This window comes from Paenibacillus endoradicis (assembly GCF_024721975.1).
The window spans coordinates 358836-380003 of record NZ_JANQBB010000002.1; the positions used below are offsets into that span (position 1 = coordinate 358836).

Annotated in this window: 16 protein-coding genes; 3 read left to right on the forward strand and 13 right to left on the reverse strand. The window is 39.3% G+C overall.

Translation table 11 applies throughout. The features are described 5' to 3' along the window. Position 1 precedes the first annotated feature (1 nt). From NV377_RS07825 to deoB, 4 genes are read right to left on the reverse strand one after another with little or no spacing between them, the layout of a single operon-like run. Positions 2 to 1069 (reverse strand): ABC transporter permease, encoded by a 1068-nt coding sequence (locus tag NV377_RS07825; protein ID WP_258200642.1) that lies wholly within the window; start codon positions 1067 to 1069, stop codon positions 2 to 4. After that, a complete protein-coding gene (locus NV377_RS07830; protein WP_258200643.1) occupies positions 1062 to 2627 on the reverse strand; it encodes an ABC transporter ATP-binding protein in 1566 nt (521 codons plus the stop codon). The genes NV377_RS07825 and NV377_RS07830 overlap by 8 nt, the downstream gene beginning before the upstream one ends. Positions 2628 to 2667: 40 nt before the next feature. After that, the gene (locus NV377_RS07835) at positions 2668 to 3717 is read right to left on the reverse strand and encodes a BMP family lipoprotein (RefSeq protein WP_258200644.1); all 1050 of its coding nucleotides are present in this window, start codon (positions 3715 to 3717) and stop codon (positions 2668 to 2670) included. 50 nt (positions 3718 to 3767) lie between these two features. Beyond that, a complete protein-coding gene (gene deoB / locus NV377_RS07840; protein WP_258200645.1) occupies positions 3768 to 4949 on the reverse strand; it encodes a phosphopentomutase in 1182 nt (393 codons plus the stop codon). A gap of 95 nt (positions 4950 to 5044) precedes the next feature. Between deoB and NV377_RS07845 the strand changes: the two genes are divergently transcribed. The 3 genes from NV377_RS07845 to NV377_RS07855 all read left to right on the forward strand — a co-directional run bounded on the left by NV377_RS07845 (position 5045) and on the right by NV377_RS07855 (position 7029). Continuing rightward, complete coding sequence (locus tag NV377_RS07845) at positions 5045 to 5758, forward strand: Crp/Fnr family transcriptional regulator (protein WP_258200646.1); 714 nt, start codon at positions 5045 to 5047, stop codon at positions 5756 to 5758. A gap of 182 nt (positions 5759 to 5940) precedes the next feature. Beyond that, a complete protein-coding gene (deoD, locus tag NV377_RS07850; RefSeq protein ID WP_258200647.1) occupies positions 5941 to 6645 on the forward strand; it encodes a purine-nucleoside phosphorylase in 705 nt (234 codons plus the stop codon). A gap of 105 nt (positions 6646 to 6750) precedes the next feature. After that, positions 6751 to 7029 carry a hypothetical protein gene (locus NV377_RS07855; protein ID WP_258200648.1) on the forward strand — a complete coding sequence of 93 codons (279 nt, stop codon included), beginning with the start codon at positions 6751 to 6753 and terminating at the stop codon, positions 7027 to 7029. A gap of 182 nt (positions 7030 to 7211) precedes the next feature. On the opposite strand, the gene NV377_RS07860 is transcribed toward NV377_RS07855, so the two are convergent. The 9 genes from NV377_RS07860 to NV377_RS07900 all read right to left on the reverse strand — a co-directional run bounded on the left by NV377_RS07860 (position 7212) and on the right by NV377_RS07900 (position 21043). Then, the gene (locus tag NV377_RS07860) at positions 7212 to 8096 is read right to left on the reverse strand and encodes a sensor histidine kinase (protein ID WP_258200649.1); all 885 of its coding nucleotides are present in this window, start codon (positions 8094 to 8096) and stop codon (positions 7212 to 7214) included. Continuing rightward, positions 8089 to 8769, reverse strand: a complete 681-nt coding sequence (locus NV377_RS07865; protein WP_258200650.1) for a response regulator transcription factor — start codon at positions 8767 to 8769, stop codon at positions 8089 to 8091. The genes NV377_RS07860 and NV377_RS07865 overlap by 8 nt, the downstream gene beginning before the upstream one ends. A 189-nt stretch (positions 8770 to 8958) precedes the next feature. Then, positions 8959 to 9942, reverse strand: a complete 984-nt coding sequence (gene isdE / locus NV377_RS07870) for a heme ABC transporter substrate-binding protein IsdE (RefSeq protein WP_258200651.1) — start codon at positions 9940 to 9942, stop codon at positions 8959 to 8961. Between the two features lie 115 nt (positions 9943 to 10057). Next, positions 10058 to 11269, reverse strand: coding sequence for an S-layer homology domain-containing protein (locus NV377_RS07875; RefSeq protein ID WP_258201150.1), 1212 nt, complete (start codon positions 11267 to 11269; stop codon positions 10058 to 10060). Between the two features lie 149 nt (positions 11270 to 11418). Beyond that, complete coding sequence (gene isdC, locus NV377_RS07880; RefSeq protein ID WP_258200652.1) at positions 11419 to 12528, reverse strand: heme uptake protein IsdC; 1110 nt, start codon at positions 12526 to 12528, stop codon at positions 11419 to 11421. Between the two features lie 396 nt (positions 12529 to 12924). After that, positions 12925 to 16464 (reverse strand): NEAT domain-containing protein, encoded by a 3540-nt coding sequence (locus NV377_RS07885; protein WP_258200653.1) that lies wholly within the window; start codon positions 16462 to 16464, stop codon positions 12925 to 12927. Positions 16465 to 16588: 124 nt separating this feature from the next. Next, positions 16589 to 16975, reverse strand: a complete 387-nt coding sequence (locus tag NV377_RS07890; protein ID WP_258200654.1) for a hypothetical protein — start codon at positions 16973 to 16975, stop codon at positions 16589 to 16591. A gap of 1039 nt (positions 16976 to 18014) precedes the next feature. Then, entirely contained in the window at positions 18015 to 20339 is a 2325-nt protein-coding gene (locus NV377_RS07895; RefSeq protein ID WP_258200655.1) for an ABC transporter permease, read from the reverse strand. After that, positions 20339 to 21043, reverse strand: coding sequence for an ABC transporter ATP-binding protein (locus tag NV377_RS07900; protein ID WP_258200656.1), 705 nt, complete (start codon positions 21041 to 21043; stop codon positions 20339 to 20341). The genes NV377_RS07895 and NV377_RS07900 overlap by 1 nt, the downstream gene beginning before the upstream one ends. Positions 21044 to 21168 lie beyond the last annotated feature (125 nt).

A 21168-nucleotide genomic window follows, 5' to 3' on the forward strand; every position in this document is an offset into this window, starting at 1 on the left:
TTTACACCTTCTTCATCTTTTGTAGGATGGGTTTAACGATTAACTTCACAATACCTGGTGCTGCAACAAAAAAGATAATGAATGCGATCACCATACGAATAATTTCACCTGGTACATCAGCACCAAAACTCATCCCTTGTGAACCATAGGTAAGAGCCCCGATCAGCGTTGCAGAGAAAAACACACCGATTGCAGAATTTCCTCCAAGTAGAGCAACCGCTATTCCGTCAAATCCAATTCCAGAGGTGACAGAGTTAATCGCGATATATTTGAATACGCCTAGCACCTCAAAGGTACCAATTAAACCGCCAAACACTCCTGAGATGAACATCGTACGTATGATAACCTTCGGCACTTTCATTCCCGCATATTTTGCAGCATTATTATTAAATCCTACCGCACGTAGCTCATAGCCCCACTTGGTCTTCTTCATATAGATGTAGTAAAAAATTACGGCGAGGATCGCTACTAAAAATCCCCAGTGGATACGTGCACCACCCATTAAATCCGATAGCCATCCAATCTGAATACTTGCAGAGTCATTAATCATCGCGGATCGTTGTGTGCCCGCTTGTGGCATAAAGATTCGAATAGCGTAATGACTTATATAAAGCGCAATGAAGTTTAACATAATACTTGTAATAACTTCGTTGATCCCTCTAACTGCTTTAATATAACCAACCAGTGCACCCCAAAGTCCTCCAAGTAATGCTCCAAATATCATAGCTACTAGTCCATGTATGAAGGGCGGAAGATTTAATTGAGTACCTACGATCAGCGCACCCAATGATCCCATAATAATTTGACCGTCTACCCCGATATTAAATAACCCTGATCGGAAGGCGATTGCTACGGCTAAACCACTCATAATGAGAGGTACGATTGTAAGGATTGCTTCTCCTATGTCATAGCTACTCCCGAAAATTTTCGAAATTAATGATTGGTAGGCTAATAACGCATTATAGCCACCGATCCACATAATGAGAGCTCCCAATAAAAGTCCCAAAATAACAGCCACAAAGGGGATAATCGCAGATTCACGTTTGAAAATCATCATCATTCTATTCATTCGTGTCAGCTCCTTCATGTTTGCCTGCCATCATTAATCCTAGTTCCCGATCATTCGTGGTCTCAGGTGTAGTCTCGCCTACAATCCGTCCACCGAAAAGTACAATAATCCGATCCGCTACATTCAGAATTTCGTCCAGTTCAAATGACACTAAAAGCACTGCTTTTCCTTGATTTCTCTGCGCTATTAATTGTTGATGTACGAATTCGATTGCTCCTACGTCTAGTCCACGTGTAGGTTGGGCCGCGATCATAACTTGAGGATTCTTATCAATTTCTCGTGCGATAATAATTTTTTGTTGATTCCCTCCAGACATGGAGCGAACTGTTGTATCGATTCCTGATGTGCGTATATCAAACTCTTCCACCAGACGTGTCGCCTTATCATCCATTGCCTTCATATTAATAAATCCATGTTTATTAATATCAGACTGATAATACGTATTTAATATTGTATTTTCACTAACCGTAAAGTCCAACACTAGTCCATGTTTGTGACGATCCTGCGGTATATGTGAAACTCCTGATTCAGATATGAAACGTGGCGACTGATTCGCTATGCTATTTCCTTTTAACAAAATCTCTCCTGAACGAATGTTATGCAAGCCCGTTATAGCTTCTATTAGCTCCGATTGACCATTACCATCTACACCCGCAATACCGACAATTTCTCCTGCACGTACTGAGAAAGAGAGCTTATCCACGGCATTATTTCCATTGGCTCCTGCAACTATCAAATCTTTCACTTCTAATAAAACATCTTTAGGGTTAGAAGCTTGCTTTTCAGTCTTGAAGTTAACTGCTTTCCCCACCATCTTTTCAGCAAGTTCCTGAGGATTAGTCTTCGCAATTTCAACACTTTCAATTACTTTACCCCGACGAATAATGGTACAAGTGTCAGCTATCTCCATAATTTCCTTAAGTTTATGCGTAATAAGAATGATCGACTTACCTTCCGCTACAAGACGCTTCATGATCTCCAATAATTCACTAATCTCTTGCGGAGTTAGAACTGCTGTCGGTTCATCGAAAATAAGAATGTCTGCACCGCGATAGAGTGTCTTGATAATTTCTACTCGTTGTTGCATCCCAACACTTATCGATTCTATTGTAGCCATTGGATCTACATCCAACTTATATTGTTCGGATAATTCCTTTACCTTTTTGCTTCCCCCTTTAATATCAACCTTCAATCCTTTTTTAGGTTCCATCCCAAGAATGATGTTTTCCGTCACCGTAAAGGGCTCAACTAACTTAAAATGTTGGTGGACCATCCCAATACCTAGCTCTATGGCTTTGTTTGGACTATCTATCAATTCGTGCTTACCATTCACATGAATTTCACCTTCATCAGGTTGATACAAGCCGAAAACGATACTCATCAAAGTTGATTTGCCTGCACCGTTTTCTCCAAGCAATGCATGAATTTCTCCGCGTTTTAATTGAAAACTAATAGAATCGTTGGCTACTACTCCGGGAAATTTCTTCGTTATTCCTTTCAGCTCCAATGCGATATCTTGCTTAATCACGCGTACGCCTCCCACAATTCCACCCCCCATCACAACCATTCGATATGATGGGGGATGAAATTATCATTATTTATTTTTCTGGTACGACGATATCCCCATTAATAATTTTCGTACGATATTCTTCTACTTTGGCAAGCACCTCAGGTGCTACATTCTTATTAGATGTTGGTGCAATATCTACGCCGTTTTCTTTAAGGCCCATCGAAGTGACTTGTCCAGCCGGGAACTTATCTTCAGCTAAGCTCTTTGAAATTTGATAAACTGCTTCATCTACTTTTTTGATCATAGACGTAAGCGTTACATCATCACCAAAGGTTAAAGATTGGTCTTTATCGACACCAATAACCCATACTTTTCCACCCTTGCTATTACGTTCTTTAGCTTCATTGAATACGCCATTACCGGTTAATCCTGCTGCATGGAATATAATATCTACACCGTCGTTATACATGGTAGATGCTGCTGATTTCCCCATATCTACACGGTTAAATAGCCCTGTATAGTTCACGATTAGTTTTGCATCTGGATTTACAGCCTTAATGCCTTCACGGAAACCAACTTCAAATCGTTTTATTACCGGAATATCCATTCCGCCTACAAAGCCGATTTTGTTCGTTTTAGTTGTCAAACCAGCGATTACGCCAACGAGATATGCCCCTTCTTGCTCCTTAAAGGATACAGACGCGACGTTAGGTAACACGAGATCAGAGTCAACAATACCAAATTTGGAATCAGGATTTTCCTTGGATAGTTGTGTTATCGCATCTGCTAAAGTAAACGCAGTAGCCCAAGTTAAATCATAATTTGCTTTTACAAATTGGTTAAGACTTGGCATTACATCTGCATCTGTTTTTGGTTCTTGATATTTCACCTCAAAGCCATAGTCTTTTTTTAATTTCTGTAATGCTTCCCATGCACTTTGGTTAAATGATTTGTCATTTACACTACCTAGGTCTGTTACCATTCCTACTTTAAGCTTCTTTAGATTTTCACCTGTAGAAGCACCGTTATTCGTCCCTTCAGTCCCAGCATTATTTTTGTTTCCTGTTTGACCACATGCTGTAAGAACTAGTGTAAAGATTAGTAATAAAGGTAATGCTGTTTTCATCCATTTTTTCATTGTAGATCCCCCTAGTGTTGTTATGGTTTTTTGTTATTCTTGAAATACCTTTATACATGTATCATTTCTAAAAAGCTTGCCCCAATTTTGGGCTCAGTAACCTTAAAATTATGAGCAAGAGTTGCTGCAACATCCGCGAATGTTTCTCTTGTACCGATCGAGCAAGAGTTATTAGTGAGTAAAGGATTATAGATCAATATCGGTACATACTCACGAGTATGATCTGTTCCCTGCCAGGTAGGATCATTCCCGTGGTCTGCCGTAATAATCAATAAATCTTTATTACCTGTTTGTTGCATGAGCTCCGGGAGATATTGATCAAACTCCTCTAGACAAGATGCATACCCTTCAGGATCGCGACGATGTCCATAAAGTGAATCGAAGTCTACCAAGTTGGTAAACAGAACCCCATTAAAGGGTCGTTTAAGCAAATCAATCGTTGTTTTAATGCCGTCCAAATTGCTCTTTGTGGGATGAGATTCATTAATTCCTTGACCTGTGAAAATATCATTGATTTTTCCAACGGAGATAACATCGTAACCATTATTTTTAATGTGATCGAGCACGGTCTCCCCTATAGGTTCAAGTGCATAGTCATGTCGGTTAGGTGTTCGTATATAAGTGCCTGGGTTACCGATGTAAGGTCTTGCAATAATACGACCCACCACATAAGGATCTTTTAATGTTATTTCCCGAGCGATTTCACAAGCTCGATATAATTCATCTAACGGAATAACATCCTCATGAGCTGCAATTTGCATGACACTATCTGCAGAAGTATAAACAATCCATGCACCTGTTCGAAGCTGTTCTTCTCCAAACTCATCAAGAATCTCAGTTCCCGATGATGGCTTGTTGCCAATTACCTTGCGTCCCGTCAGATTTTCGAACTTCTTAATTAACTCCTCTGGAAAACCATTCGGATAGACTTGAAAAGGTACTTCTACTTTTAGCCCCATTAACTCCCAATGTCCCGTCATTGTATCTTTTCCTACCGATATCTCTGCCATCTTGCCATAAAAAGCTAAAGGGCTCTCGACGGGAGGTATTGTAGGAAGTGGTGCAATATTTCCTAGGCCAAAGGCGGCCAAATTCGGTAATTTCATAGTAGGTACTGCCTCACTTATATGACCTAACGTATGACTACCTACATCGCCAAAATATTGGGCGTCTGGTAAAGAACCAATACCGACGCTATCTAACACAAGTACACAAATACGCTCGAATTTCATCTCATTTCCTCGATTCTTCAGAGTAAGCTCCAATGTTGCAAAGCAATTGTTCCCGTGATATCATGCAACAATAATCCTTGAAAGGATGTATGGTAATGATTACAGACATAGCTGATATCAAAATTTTCTCAGATATTCCTAATGATGAATTTCAATATATAACCCCGTTACTCAAGGAGCGTCATTTCAAAAAAAATCACATCCTTATGTTTGAGAATGACGAAAGTGATGAGGTGTATCTCATTCGTTCAGGTATGGTTAAGATTTATCGTATATACGAAGGCAAAGAGATTGTCCTAAGCATCACAATGGCAGGCGACATCATTGGAGAAGTTGAAGCGTTGTCTAACGACAATCATCGAATCTCATCCATTGAAGCGCTAGAAAACGTGTCAGCATGGCTTATACAAAAACAAGATTTCTTATACATTGTTGATAAATATCCATCTGTAATGCGAAACGCTTACAAAATTCTCGTAGATCGAACTAGAATGCTCAATCGTATGATTCGCTATTTAACCTTTTATGACGTTCGTGGAAAAGTTGCTAATATTGTGATGGATCTCTATTATAATTTTGGAGTCCCGTTTGATAACGTTTACAAAATTGATCTTAAAATTAGTCAAACCTTGATCGCCAACATGCTCGGAGTCACTAGAGAATCGATATCCAAGACACTAGGTGAATTTCAAAGCGAAGGGCTGATCGATATTCGCGACAAATTTTTATACCTCCTCGATATGGGTAAATTAGAATCGATTTGTAATGTGACGGAAGAGTTTCCAACGCTTCGTAAGTGGAATCGTTAGCTCTTTCATGCATCAAATATAACAAATGATAGCGCTTTATTTCCGTTACTAAGCTTACTAATATTGTGTGAACTACTTCACATTTTTGAAGTAATCCTTGATACATCTTGTGAATATGTATTGTGCTATGATCTTTGGTGAAACTAACTCGAAGTCACATTCGAACTAATGGAGGGAATTATATGAGTTTTCATATCGAAGCCAAAGTTGGCGAAATTGCTGAATCAGTTTTACTGCCAGGAGATCCATTACGCGCAAAATATATTGCCGAGACTTTCCTAGAAGATGCTGTTTGTTACAACAATGTACGTGGCATGTTAGGCTTTACTGGAACTTATAAAGGAAATCGCGTATCTATTCAAGGTACAGGAATGGGCATGCCTTCAGCCTCCATTTATATTCATGAATTGATCAATGATTATGGGGTCAAAAATCTTGTTCGTATTGGAACATGCGGTGCCATCCAGCATGAGGTAAAAATCCGTGATGTCATTATTGCACAAGCAGCGGCGACTGATTCCGCTATCATCCGGAACCAATTCCCAGGGTTTGATTTCCCGCAAATTGGAACCTTTAATTTAATAAAAACGGCTTATGACATTGGAACAGATAAAGGACTTAGCCTTCGTGTAGGTAATGTACTTTCTTCTGATATTTTCTACACAGAGAATTTAGTTGGGGTCAACAAGCTTGGTGAGCATGGTGTATTGGCTGTAGAGATGGAGACAGCAGCGCTATATTATTTGGCCTGCAAATTCGGTGTTAACGCTTTGAGTCTTATAACAGTTAGCGATCATATTCTTACTGGTGAACAAACAACAGCCCAAGAAAGACAAACCACTTTCAACGACATGATCGAAGTAGCATTAGAAACTGTTGCAAAATAGTACCTAATAACGTTTATAAACAAACAAAAAGAGGCCGTCCCAAAAGTAGAAAGTTCGTTAAAGGGATGGCTCGCACTTAAAAAAAGTGTTGGATAACATGAAAAAATGGTGATGCAGGGAGCTATTCCTGTATCACCATTTTTCTTTTCTGGAATATATGTTAATTTTTATTTGGCTATGATTAACAGAGTAAAATCTAGAATGTTGCAAATGATAAATATATGTACTTCCATAGCTGGCTTGGAATTTTATAACAAGAAAAACATTATGAAAGAAGTGAATAAGAAAATGGCATACATTATAGTTCTAGGTTTATTACTTGTTGCTTCAATCGTAATGCTTTTAATTGCAGGCAAACATATTATTAAGAAAGATCCCACATAAGAAATGCACTGCTTCTAAATCATCCATGATTTAGTTTATTAGCGGCCTTTTCAACTTTCACCTATACATTCAAAGATATGCTCATAACCGATGACGCCGGCATAATCGGCCGATTTTAGTTTCTATAATAATGCCGTTATAACCGCCATTGAATAAGCAGAATTCCCACAATCATAATAGCGTTATGTAGAATACTGCGGCAAATGAATAGTAACGTTTGTTCCTTTATGTACTTCGCTAGAAAGGTGAATCGTTCCAGCGTGCAAATCAACAATCTTTTTCACAATTGATAATCCTAATCCGTTACCATTAGTATCTTTGTTGTGCTTATGTTTCTCCCAATAAAAACGTTCATAAACATGAGCGATTCTCTCTTGAGCGATACCTTCGCCTGTATCGGAAAAAGTGACTGTGCACTGCTGCTCATTACAGCTTGCTTCAATCGTAATATTTCCGCCTATTGGCGTATGCTTAATCGCATTGGACAGCAGGTTGCTCCAGACTTGCAGCATAAGCACCTGATCTCCATAGATAAAGCTTTGTTCACTAGCTTTTATCGTGCTCATAATATACTTTTCCGTCATTTGAAATTCGAAAAGCTGCAATGCTTGCAGTAATTGCGCTTTGATTGAATAATTGTGCTTAACTATTACTTTGCTTTCATTTTCCAGACGGGATAACAGCAGCAATTGATTGCTCATAGAGGATAACTGGCCTGCTCTGTCTCTAATAATCTGTACATAATGGTTTCGCTGTTGCAAAGCTAAATCTTGCTGCTCTAAAATATCAGTAAAACTTTGTATTGAGGAAAGTGAAGTATGGATTTCATGAGAAACATTAGCTACAAATTCTTTTGCTGAACGTTCGGATAATTGCAATTGCTGGTGAGTTAATTGTAACTGTCCAATAAGCTGATTCAAATCTGTGCTTTTACGATGTGCTTTGTTCAACATCATAAATAAAAAAACGGTAACGATTAAGAGCAATGTAGCACCTGCCCGAAGCAAATGAAGCTCAGTAACAAATAATGCTGCTGTATAACAAAATACCCATATGCTATCATTCATTTGCCATAACCTCAAGCTTATAACCTATGCCCCTTACGGTACGAATGACAAAGCTATGCCGATAGCTTATAAATCTTTTGCGTAAACGTTTAATGTGGACATCAACGGTACGTTCATCACCAGCATAATCTGTGCCCCAAATTAAGTTGATTAGCTCATCTCTAGTAAATAATCTCCCTGGGTACTGTGCAAGCTGGGTCATCAATTCGAATTCCTTAAGCGGCAACAGCAACAAGAATTCTCCATCAGTGATTTCATGATTTTGTAGATCTATTACTAGTCTATTCAAACGAATTTTAGCGCTAGATACGATAGAGTAGCGGCGAAATAATGCTTTTATACGAAATAAAAGCTCGGCAAGCTCAAACGGTTTCGTCACATAATCATCTGTGCCGCTCAAATAGCCTTGCTCCTTATCTTCTAATTGCTGACATGCCGTAAGTAATATGATCGGAATATCATAATTGCGTCTAATATGCCTACAAACATGCAGCCCATCGATAACTGGCATCTTCACATCAATAATCGCCAAGTCGATTTGCTGCTCTTTCATCTGCATTATCGCGTGTTCACCATTATAGGCTTCAAACACTCTAAAGCCTTCTCTCGTCATATAATGATTTAAGCGGGTGCGATTGTGGGCATCATCATCGGCAATTAAAAGCTGCTTCATAGCAATTTCCCACCTCCTAAAACTTTTCATGCTACTGCTTGATCTACTTCACTGAACATGAAAAGTACATCGAAAGCATATACTAAATCTTTTCATGCTACTGCTTGATCTACTTCTCTATAAGACCACTAATATTTTACATATCTTATTATTGATAATGATAATCAATATCACGTTATTTGTAAACTATTAGTTTTTTTCAAGCTCAGGATACAGCATCGGCAATAGCGCATCAATGGCTTCGATTGCAAGATAATTACCCGTAGTTCCGAACAAGATTTCCTCTAGATCAAATACTCGATCATTTTTCACTGCATCAAAATGCTTCCATATATCATTGGTTTTAAATTCGGAATCGAACATCTTAATAACTTCTTCTGGCATTCCATGCGCCGCACGTAATATAACATCTGGATTAGACTGGAACAAATATTCTGTGTTGGAAGCTAAATATTCAGCTGTCTCTCCCTGTACAATGTTGACGCCACCAGCTAACCTTACCAAATCTCCAATGTATGAATGTTCGGTTGCAACTAGATAACTTCCTGGAATCCCCATCAAAATTAACACTTTCGGCTTATTATAATTAGCACTCAATTGCTCAATCTCGCTTACTTTCTGTTCAAAGGTATTCACTAGCTCCGATGCTTGCTTATTGCGATCATACCTCGTACCTAGATCAATAATCGCCTGATTCATTGATTCGACGCTTGTTAAGTTAAGAAAATTAGCGGTAACCCCCATATCTTCAAAAACTGGCTCTAAATCGTACTGTAGCGTCGTTACTGAAAGCACTTCAGTCGGCTTTAACGACTTAACCAGTTCCATATCAGGACTCATCGGATTTCCGATTCGCGTCACATCATCATATCGTTCCGGTAGTACCTTGCCACTTGTTGGCACACCAACAACGTCAAGCTCAAGCACATCTAATATTTGTGTAATCGCTACAGTGGTCGATACAATGCGATAATCGTCAGCTTGGGAAAAAGTCGCTTGATCTGACCCTGACTGCCCTGTAGATGTCAATTGAGTATCAACTTGCCCTACATCCGTCTCAGTAGTAGATTGCTGGACCTTTACTGTTTGATCCTCTACAGTAACCTCTCCACATCCTATCAGCAGCATAAGCAATAATAACAAGCCAGCAAAGCTGGTCATCATTTTTTTCATTTCAGTACCTCCATTTTTTCAACTAACCTGTGCCCCTATTGACTTCCTTACATGCACTAAGTGGGGACAGCTAACTGTCCCCACTACAATTTGCTATCCATTACAGTACCATTTATTAAGATGATGTATGAAGCAAACGCAGAATAATTGTCAATGCTTCGGCTCTTGTAGCAGACGCCGCAGGTTCAAAACGATTATTGCCCTTTCCGCTAATCAATCCTGCCTGAACCGCCGCTTCTACTTCTTGTTGCGCCCATGTTGGAATATTAGCAGAATCAGCAAAAGTTACCGAAGGAGCTTTATTCACTTCTAGCTTAGCGGCACGAGCAATAATGACGGCCATCTCTGTACGTGTAATGTTATTATTTCCTCGGAATGTATTGTCGCTATAGCCACCCATTAGACCAGCATCAACTACTGCATTAATATGCACTGATGCCCATGTAGGAATTGCTTCTTGATCGGCAAATAAACTTGAGGAATTCGCAGCTGATAGCTTCAGTGCTCTACTTAGCATTACCGCAAATTGTGAACGATTAATGACAGCGTTAGGTTTGAATGTCCCGTCGCTATAACCATTGGCAATTGATAGCTGTACAGCATTCTCAATTGCTGCCTTAGCCCAATGCCCCTCAATATCTTTAAAACTCGTAACTGTAGGCTCTTGTTCCGGTTCCTCTACTGTAGTATCATCTTTCGGATTACCAGTTTCGCTATCTGTATTGCTAGATCCACTGTCACCATCTAGACCGCTTGGGAAACCCACCTTCCCATCTTTGGTCGGAACAGGTGCATCCACTGCTACCGCTTTAATTGATTCAGTAAGAAATTTGAAGCGAATATCGTATTCGTGGATATATTTGAAATCAATCGTCTCAATGACCCAATTTATACTAATCCAACCTTTATGTATGTCAGTCAAATTACCAATCTCGAACGTAACAACGCGAGTATTGTTGTCCGAATTATTATTCGATACATTACCTTCATTGCCGTTTAATTTAAGACCAACAATCTCTTTACTTTGCAATACTGTAAAAGATATTGTCTTTTTATTATCATCTACTTTCAAAAGCGCAGGACTAACCAAATATTGCGTCGACATTGACGTCTTATCTTCCTCGGCGTAAAGCACTGTATAGTCGATATAATAATTGCCGTTTGCCAAATTAGTTGGGTCAATCGTTGAGACAAGATTTGAATTCCCATTGCTTGTAACACCTTCAGCTGCATTTGCCAACTGTCCAATACTTACATATGAAATGATAAGTAACACCGCAACAAATATCGACAGTAACATCTTCTTGTTTAATGCTTTAATTAACATGCTCACCTGACACACTCCTCAAATTTCTTTGTTTTTTCAAAAGAGAAGTCCCTTAGTCAAGGTGACTTAGGGGACATCTTAATAACAACTCGTATCAATATTATGATCCGATTACATATCAGCTTAAGTAGTTTTGTGATTAGCGACCCTTAAGAATTTCTAGGTTTACGTTTACGGTAGAAGGCAACGATTATTAAGCCAGCAATAAGCACTATTGAAAGGAACGTAATAAAAATAATACTTTTCTTGTTACTAGAATCTTCTGATACCCCTGCTGCAACTACTGTAGTAGAATCATCTACTGTCGCTCCGTCTAATACCGCCGACAATTCTACAGTTTCTTGATCATTAGTAACCTCATCTTGAGTCACGCCATCTACATTATCATCAGTAGAACTGTTTGCAGACTCTACTTCATTTTCAACTTGATCATTAGATTTATTATCAGTTTGCTGATTCGCTTGTTGATCTCCTTCTCCAGTAGCTGATTGAGCCCCCGCTGATAATGAACCGCCCTCTGTATCTTTATCGTTACTGCTTGATGAAGAATTTACTGGCACAGTTGTAGGTTTAGAAGTAGCTCCATTCGCTGAATTGGGCTTTGCAGTTGGTGCAGTTGGTGCTGTTGATGATTCGGGTGTTTGAGAAGTAGTATCTTTATTCTGCTGAGTGCTTCCTTTGCCGCTATCGGTTTGCTTCACAGTTGAAGTATCCGAATCTTTGGACCCAGAACTTCCTGATGCGGTCGGCTGAGGCGTTGCTGTTGACTCTGGTGTTGCAGTGCTCTCTGGCTTACTAGTTAGCTTCAAAGTATTGGTATCGTACACAAATCGTATCGTGTAATCATGATCGTAATCAATTTCTGGTACAGTTACATGAATCTGCGATAGCATTGACTTTTCCAAACTATCTAATGAAAATTCAACAAGTCTTGTGTTTTTCTCACTGTTGGTGCTAATAACTTTAGCATCAACATAGTTGCTTCCACTCGGCACTTTAAATTTTGTGACCCATTCACTGTGATTGATCGTCATTCGTACTTTTATTGCTCCACCACTAACGATTACTGAAGCTGGTTTATCCCAGTAATCATTAGCCATAGATGCAGACTCATCTTCAGGCTTCTTAATAACATAATCAATGGTATACGTTCCGTCAGTTAAATCTGCTGCATAAGCGGATTGTGACCCTTCAAATAGGGTTACAATTAGTGCAAGCAACATCATTGCACATATAATTTTTCTAAGTTTTCTATACATGATTTCCCTCCATCTAATAGATAATAGCGAGCACTAGATTCGATACATCATTATAAGAAAATGATAATCATTATCATTGAATAATCAAAAAAAATATTGTTATCATGTTTATGTAAACAAGAATTGCCCTCTAGAAAAACATTAGATGATACACCTTCTAACATTCGAGCTATTCACATTTATAATTCACCAAACTGGTTGAATCTGTTAATCATAACGATAATTGTATCCTCTGACTGTGAACGCAATATGAACAATAGATTACAAATTTAACGTCAACCCGCAAAAATGCTTTCGCTCGTTGTTGGTACTAGACACACAACAAGCGAAAGCATGACTTTATAAAACATATGAGAGCATGCACTAATAATATAAAACCTAACAAGCCGCTAGTAACTAACCTTTCAAACTAGCTTGCTCCAATAATCGAATAATAAGCGTCAGTGCTTCAGCACGGGTAGCTGTTCCATTCGGATCAAAACGGTTATTCTCTTTACCTGTTATTAAGCCCGCCTTAACTGCTGCTGCTACTTCCTTTTGTGCCCATGTCGGAATTTCTGCTGCATCCGCAAATGACAACTCTACATTCGCGTCGAGCTTAAGATTAGCAGCGCGTGCAATCATTACAGCTAATTGCGCACGCGATAATTGTTCATTAGGACGGAATGTATCGTCAGAATAACCTTGGATAATACCCGCCTTAACTACTCGCGCAACATGATCTTTCGCCCAGCCAGGAATAGCTGCGAAATCAGTCAAAGTAGTAGTGTCGCCATTACCTTCCAGTTTCAACGCACGGCTTATCATTACCGCAAACTCACCACGTGTTACCGTAGCATTTGGACGGAAACTACCGTCAGCAAAGCCATTTACAATGCCTAACTTAACCGCTTTATCAATGCTTGTTTTAGCCCAATGGCTTGCTGTATCTGAGAATACAACGTTATTAGTCCCTGTACCAGTGCCTGTTTCACCTTCACTTGGCTTTTGTTCTTGTTCTTTCACTTCTTCTTCTGGTTTTGTACCTTCACCATTATAATCGTCTATTTTTCCACCATCTACACCAACATTACCATCATCATCAGAACCTGGTACAGTAGGATTTGTATCAGTCACATACGTAGCAGAAGACTCGTCAAACTGGAATTGTACGTTGTAAGAATGATGGTAATTAAACGCATCCCAATCAATTCGAACCGTTCCATTCGTCTTTTGCGCTAGAGAAGAAAGAGTAAATGATACGACTCTTGTATTGTTTTTCGCATTACGACTAACTACCTTCTCGCTTTGTCCATTTATTGTGAAGGACTTAATTTCCGCGCTTTGCTTAACAGTAAACATAACCGTACGCTGCGAACCTTGTACACGGACTAATGCTGGATTAACTACGTAATCGTCTGCCATTGAAGTAGCATTAGTGCCATCCTTCAAAATACTGAAATTCATATAATAGTAACCATTAGCTGGATATACTGGTCCTGTTCCCGGATTAGTTCCTGGATTTGTACCAGGATTTTCAGTACCATTACCGCCACCATTAAACACTTTATTAAATGTTTCCAACGCATTATTCAAACGAAGATGTGCTTCATCTGTAGTAATCTGCTCAGAAGGAATTCTTACTGCTTCTTCATTCGCAAGCGCAATTGCACTTGCTAACGATGCTAGAGCAAGCTGTTGATACTGACCTGTTTGACCACTATCAACGGCTTTTTTATGAGCTGATGCTGCAGTTTTAATTAATTCATACAGCTTTTGATTGTCTACATTATTAAAGTTCAAACGAATGTCATGCGTACGGTCATAATTTTGCTCCGGCACAACTGTGCGCACCTTAGCATCCAAGAAACCTGACAAGCTATCAACTTCAAATGTAACTACTCTTGTATTGTTGACTTTGTCTTCACTAACTGTTGTAGCTGCTATATAATCCTCGCCTAGCTTCACTTTGAACTCTGGCACATTACTGCTGCTAGTTATCTTAAATGATACATGTGAGTTACCTTCATCGTCTGTCACAACAAGTGCAGGTTTTGCAAAATAATCATTCATTTGCGAAAATTCTGCTAAACTACTATGCACTGCCGAAAAGTATACTTGTTTCGTTTCCGCAGCATTAAATGTCTCGATTACAGCTTGCAATGCCTTTTCAGCTTTCAAAATTGCTGGTCGTGATGCTGACAACTGGCCCGCAGTATCTTGTGCAGTTGCAATCGCTACTTCTAACTGGTCGATATAATAAGCAGAATGCGATCCTACTTCTGTACCTTCTTCTGCATCATCTAGTAGAACTTGTGCATCGTCAATCAATTGCTGTAATGATTTCAGATATGTTTTATTAAAGCTAATAAATACAGTTTTGCGTTCAGCTTCCGGTAGCTCCATTGGATATTGCAGCTTCCACAAGCCTTGCCATAATTCATCTGTTTGCAAATAAGTACGATTATTACTTCTGACAAATGCCTGATATACTTTAATCGTATCACTATGCTCTCCCGCCAAAAGAGCGCTAAACTCAGGTGTATTTGTCAAAATAGGATCTTTAACTCCAATTGCTGTATTACCCCATCTCGAAAACGAACCAATTGCCGCATCAGCTGATACCGTTCTTATAGACTTATCTGCTAGCTCATTTTCTGTATCGTAAAATGCAAAGTTAGCAAAAGACTGATAATAGTCAGGACCAGCCTGCTGTAACATAACAGCATGAGAGCTAATATCTCCAGCATGTGAAGAAATCTGTGCATCCTTCTCCAAAGAATCAAGCACCATAATCTCAATATCGTAGGCTGCTAGACGTTGCTTGTCGAATAACTCCCAATTACCAGCACTATTGGACGCATTAAGCATCGTATTTACATCAGCCTGAGTTGCTTGTGCATGATCAACCACTAGTTGAGCTTTAACAATTTGCTCTTTTACGTCTGTAACAGGACCTTTATAACCGATAGTTGACCCGTAATAAGTTTGTGGCAAGTACTCACCATCTGATAGTGGAGTTGCATTAATACTTGCTGGTTTTCCTGCTTCGCGCTCACCAGCATCAGCCTTGCCTTCGACCCAAGTTGTAGCTGTTTCGATCCATTGAATTAATCGCGTTTTATCTACAGTAATACGAGAAGTTTGGAAAGCTTTAATTGCTTGGTCGGCAATTTTATAAGCAGCTGCTAAAATATCAGTATTTCCTGAATCTTCTTCGATTAAGTTTTCTGCCAGTTCTAGCTTAGTTTGAAGCTTCGCTTTCGAACCTAGTGCATATGTACCATCGTATTCACCTTCCACCGCATCACCAAGCAAGGCATAGCCTTCAGCGATACGTTGTACAAATAGTTCCTCTGTTATTTCAGAAGCTGGTGGTCCCTCATTACCACCACCAGGGATCTCTGGAAGTGTAATATCCGTTACAGCAATTTCAAGCTGCGCATTGTACCAATGATTGTAACGAACAGGAAGCCCGAAATAATTTTCTAGATCATCAATATGCATTAAAATATCTTGTTTTTTCCACACATCTTCGATTGCAAATTGTACAACAACATTATTGGTATATGTAGCATCACGAACAACAATATTTTCATATCCCTCTGTACCAGTTGCAGTCTCTACGCCGTTCACTGTCGTAATAACTGCTTTGGCAGAGCCTACTTTGCGAGCTGCTAAGTAGGCAAAAGTAGCATAGTTAGCTTTAGTCACTTCATGCTCAAAAACTGCTTTACCACCAGAAATGATTAGCTTTCCGCTGCCTTTCACCATAAATCCGTCTGCCGCAGAAGCATCTGTAGTTCCATCTTTCACATAACGATAAGATACTGCGTATTCACCATCAGGAATAACCTTTCCCGCTTCAACATAAGCAAACACCGAAGATGGCAATGCTATGCCAACAAACAATGCCGCAATTAATAATAAAGCAAATAATTTATTTAATCGCTTCACAATTTATAACTCCTTTACGTTTGTATTTTTATATAATTTTATAAAAATCATATTCTTGTTTAGCAGGTAAAAGAGCGATCTGCCACCGCAGAGCGCTCTTTTACCTGCTTTACATTAATAATGCTTAGCCCCAAATAAGATCAAGTGAATACCATGTGTCATGCCAAGGAGCTACTACTACATGCAATAACACATCAATAGGTGCTGCACTGCTACCTGGGAAAGTTATTGTAGTTGTGTTTGTACCTGAATTATATACGCCTGCATAATTCACTCCACCAACTTCAACTTCTGGGAAATAGCTTCCTGATAGCGTGATCGTTACATTGCCGCCCGACTCAGTAGCATTAGCTGCAATATAGCTGCTTGAGTGTGAGTGGTAAGCTCCATCATACTCGAAGTAATAGTTGTAGCTGTTGTAAGGATTTGCAAAAGCAGATGCAGCCATTGACAACATAAGTACCAAAGCAACCATCGTTAAACCAACTGATTTTTTCATAGATTTCAACATGAATATAACACTCCTTTAGATTTAGGTTAATATAAAAGCTTAGTATAAGAGCTTGCTGTGAACACGTACTGTCATCTTACATATGCTGCCGACCAGCATATAAGGATACAATCAAAGTTTCAACCGCAGGCATTCCTCCTCGACCCATATGTAATCTTCAACTGGAATAGTCACAATACTTCACGAAAGTCATGATTATGATAATCATTATCAATGACTAATCAAAAAAAATATGTTCCTTACACTTGAATGTCCCGGTAACATTCTACATTTATCTATAATAGAAAAATATATGTAAAGTAACTCCAGTTATTTACTATAGTACACTACCATTGTGAACAGAGTATGAATAATAGATTACAAATGAGAAAGTAAATCAATAAGCTACTTGTAATATCAAATATTAGCAAAAAGTATGATTTTTGAGTATATGCAACTAATTTGTCAAACTTACGTCATAAAATCTTCAAATATCTCCTATTTTCTAGCGCTAGCCCTTATTTCAATCAATTATCTATTTTGTTATGATTAAAATAATAAGATCTAGGATGCAGGCTACAATAATGTGCAAAAGAAGAGACATCATGAAAGGAGTGAATAAGAAAATGGCATACATTATCACTTTAAGTTTATTACTTGTTGCTCCATTAGTGCTGCTTTTCGTAGCAGGAAAACATATTCTCGATAAAGATCCAATATAAGGAACGTGTTTGATTCTATTCTAACCACTTATCATGAATACTTTTACTATCAAACTCGAATCATCCGCAAGCTAATGGTTCTAGTAATTGTTTACTTAAATAGACCAAATGTTTTCATTAGCACCTACAAGCTCGAGTAGATCTTGTAGGTGCTTTTCCTATCCAAATAGAATGATCCAAGACAACATAATTTTGATTTAAAAAGAAAACGGGTTCTCGAAAGAGCCCGTAAACATTGATATTATAAAGTTTTGAGCTATTATTTACATCATGTTATCCATGATATTAGGTGAGTTTTAATTTCAGATATGGATATAACTTCGGAAAACGATAATCATCTATTCAATACTTTTCAATGATTCAATCATATTGATTCGGGATACCTTTCTCCGAAGCAGCGAGTTAGAGATAGTGGTAAGCAAAAATGCAAGAATGACTGATACCAGCATAACAAACATATTTATTTGATCCGGGATTTGTTGATGGGTACTCGACAGCGCCTCTATAATAATAGAATACATGTAGCCGCTGATAGGCAGCGCTATAATAACCGCAAAAGTGGTGAGTATCATATTTTCAGAAAAAATAAGTCGGTTTATTTTGTTTTTTTGATAACCCAATACCTTAAGAGTAGCCAACTCGCGATTCCTTTCGTAAATGTTGATAGAGGATATCGTATAAATGGCACCAAACGAAAGAATGATGGCACTAATGATAAACATGATGAAGATAAAACTATTTTGCTTCATCATAAATTGTGCAGATTCTTTCAAATTCTCCTTATCCACGATTGTATCCACCTGACTGTCTTGTTCGAAGAACTGTCGGACGTTAGTAAGGTCTGCGGCGTTACTGGCTTTCACTAGAATTGAGGTTGGGTTGTAGTCAATGCCAAAGCTCTTGAGATACGCTATTGAGCAATAGAAAGACGGGTTCGAATACTGATTGGATATTTGCGTAACCTTCATATCGACCGTTTTATTCGCAAGCGACGGGTCGGTGAATTGAATTCGAATCGTATCCCCTATCGCAACCTGATAGTGATCTGCATACGATTTGGGTACCAGTACTCCGCTGTCCATAAGCGTCATCGGATTATCGTTCTCGTCGAAAAACTGAATAAGATCATTGTCCTTCTCCGTAACGGTCAACGTGGCGTTCTCATGATTGTCGCCTTTGACAAATTCCACCGGAAAGGCCGATAGATAATAGCTACTTTCAATCCTGGTGGGTAGCTCCACCTTCGCTAACTCAGCTCCCCTCGTATATTCGACCTTCAAATCATAAGTATTTACCTCTTCAATCTGGTCAGCCACCCTTTGCAGAGATGTTTGAGTCCCGAAAGCAGTGATCAATAACACCGTGCTCACCACAACGCCAACGGAACTCGCTATCGCTTTTTGCTTATTAAGAAAGATGTTTCTCAAAATAAGCTTATTGCTATAGGAAATGCGTCTCCATATTCCCGGAAACCGTTCAATGAGCAGCGTCTTCATCTTCTTCGGGGGTTTAGGCCTCATCGCCTGCGCTGCGTGTTCTCGCAGAATACCTATACCGCTGAAGTAACAAGCCAGAATACCGAATGCGCTCGAGAACAAGATAGGCGTAAGGACCGAGAAGTAAGATAGGGAGAAAGTAATGCCCGGCAGCGAGTAGGATCTTGCATTTGACGCTTCAATCATTGGAATGAAGAGGAATGCCGCAACGACACAACCAAGAATGGAACCTATGATGCCGACAAGCACTGGGAATCCCATGTAATGGAGCATGATGCTGCTGTTCTTCACTCCTAAAGCCTTCATAATTCCTACTTGGTTCCTTTGTGAATCGATGATCCGAGACATGGTGAGGAAAAGTATGATCGCTTCGATTATAAAGAGAACTAGCGGAATAACCTTGCTCATCAATTTATTGTTATAGACTGTTTGTTGGAGCTGCGAATAACTGAATGTTCGCTCTTTGCTTATTTGGCTTACATAAGAAAGGGTTTGGGATTGCGCTTCAATGTTTTGGCCTAACCGGTCTATATCGTACCCTTCTTCCACATCGATTAAAACTTCATTATAGTAAAGGCTACCGCCGATACGAGGAACTCCCGCTTCAGCCACATAAGCGAATCCGGAATTTTTATGATCTTGCGTTTCATTCTTTTTGGCGTATTCCACATTTTCGCCCAAGCCGCTGATGGTGAACGCCACATCCTCGTCATTGACCTTTAACATAATTTGATCTCCTACTCTGTACTGATGTTCCCTGGCGTAATGGGAATCAAGCAAGATTTGATCCTTGCCTGACGGAATGTTGCCTTCAATTATCGTAGGCGTATTAATCAAATTGTTGACGGGAATCGAATGAATCTTTAAGGTCGCTTTCGTATCGCCTAAAGATAGTGTCGCATCGAAGGTGTACCGTCCTTCAACCTTGTTTATCCCTTCGATTTTACCCAACTCTGATGTGTCCTGCTTGGAAATTTGGTCGTAGTAGACGTTCAAATCGCTTAAATTATAGGTATGAAAGTATTCCTTGGTATAAGTGCTAAGATTATCGCTTAACGTAACCAGCCCTGTATAGAAAAAAGCACCTATAGTGATAACCAATACAAAGGCAAGAAATTGGCCGATTGACTGCTTGATATCCCTTAACAATTTTTTGAGTAATTTCATCACCACTCAATCCCTTCAACGCTTTGTTTGTGCTCATTGACCGTTACACTTTCGATTATCCCACTTTTCACCCGAATGATTTTATCCGCCATCGGCACAATCGCGGAGTTATGCGTAACCAGCACAACACACTTTTTCGTTTCCTTGTTCAAATCCTGAAGAAGCTTCAAAACCGACTTGCCGGTCACATAATCCAACGCACCAGTTGGCTCATCGCAGAGCAGTAGCGAAGGGTTCTTTGCAACTGCTCGTGCTATAGCAACTCGCTGCTGTTCTCCTCCGGAGAGCTGAGACGGGAAGTTATTCATCCGGTTATTTAGCCCGACCTTATTTAATATCTCTTTGGCATCCAGATGGTTTTTACATACTTCAGTGGCGAATTCAACGTTTTCTAAAGCATTCAAATTGGGGATTAAATTATAGAATTGAAAGATAAATCCTACCTTCTCGGCGCGATATCTCGTAAGTTTCTTCTCGTTATACGTAGTAATATCCTTACCGTCAACAGTCACTTTACCCAAGGTGACTGTATCCATGCCGCCAAGTATATTCAGAATCGTGCTTTTACCTGCGCCGCTCGCACCCAGAACAACGACGAATTCGCCTTCGTTGATCGAAAAGTCAACGCCGTTCAGTGCCTTGATCGGCACTTCGCCTATTTTATATTCTTTCGTTACGTTATTAAATTCGATTAATGGTTTCATAAATTCTATCTCCCCGTTATCTATTTGTCATACTTCTGGAGTGATCTCTCTTGCTAATATAATGTTAGGTATGTTAGTATGTCACTCATGTAGCATACTATAATTCAATCGTAATCTATTGTCAA